Origin of the sequence: Burkholderia sp. SIMBA_051, assembly GCF_046534915.1 — a bacterium.
In the GTDB taxonomy this organism is placed as follows: Bacteria; Pseudomonadota; Gammaproteobacteria; order Burkholderiales; family Burkholderiaceae; genus Burkholderia; species Burkholderia ambifaria.
The window spans coordinates 1-262 of sequence record NZ_JAWRXS010000434.1 but is presented as its reverse complement, the minus strand read 5'-3'; the positions used below and the strand labels follow the sequence as shown (position 1 = coordinate 262).

Annotated in this window: 1 protein-coding gene; it reads left to right on the top strand. The window is 67.9% G+C overall.

Annotated elements, in window-relative coordinates:
* Positions 1-262 (top strand): LysR substrate-binding domain-containing protein (locus SB771_RS35170; protein ID WP_410722065.1); only part of this gene is annotated, 262 nt, incomplete at both ends.

The window sequence follows — 262 nt, the reverse complement described above, 5'->3', positions numbered from 1 at the left end:
GCATTGCCCGACAACACGCCCGAGACGCTGGCGCGGCAGCCCCTGCTGGGCGAACGCGATATGTGGCAACACTGGTTCAACGCGGCCGGACTGAGCGTGCCGGTGACGCCAGTCGCCACGTTCAATGATGCGGGGATGATGCTGCAGGCGGCCGAGCAGGGCCTGGGCATCACCCTCGGCCGCGAGTTGCTGGCCGCGGACGCGATCTGTGCCGGACGGCTGGTGCAGGTTTCGCCCGTAACGGTCCATTATGAGCAGGCCC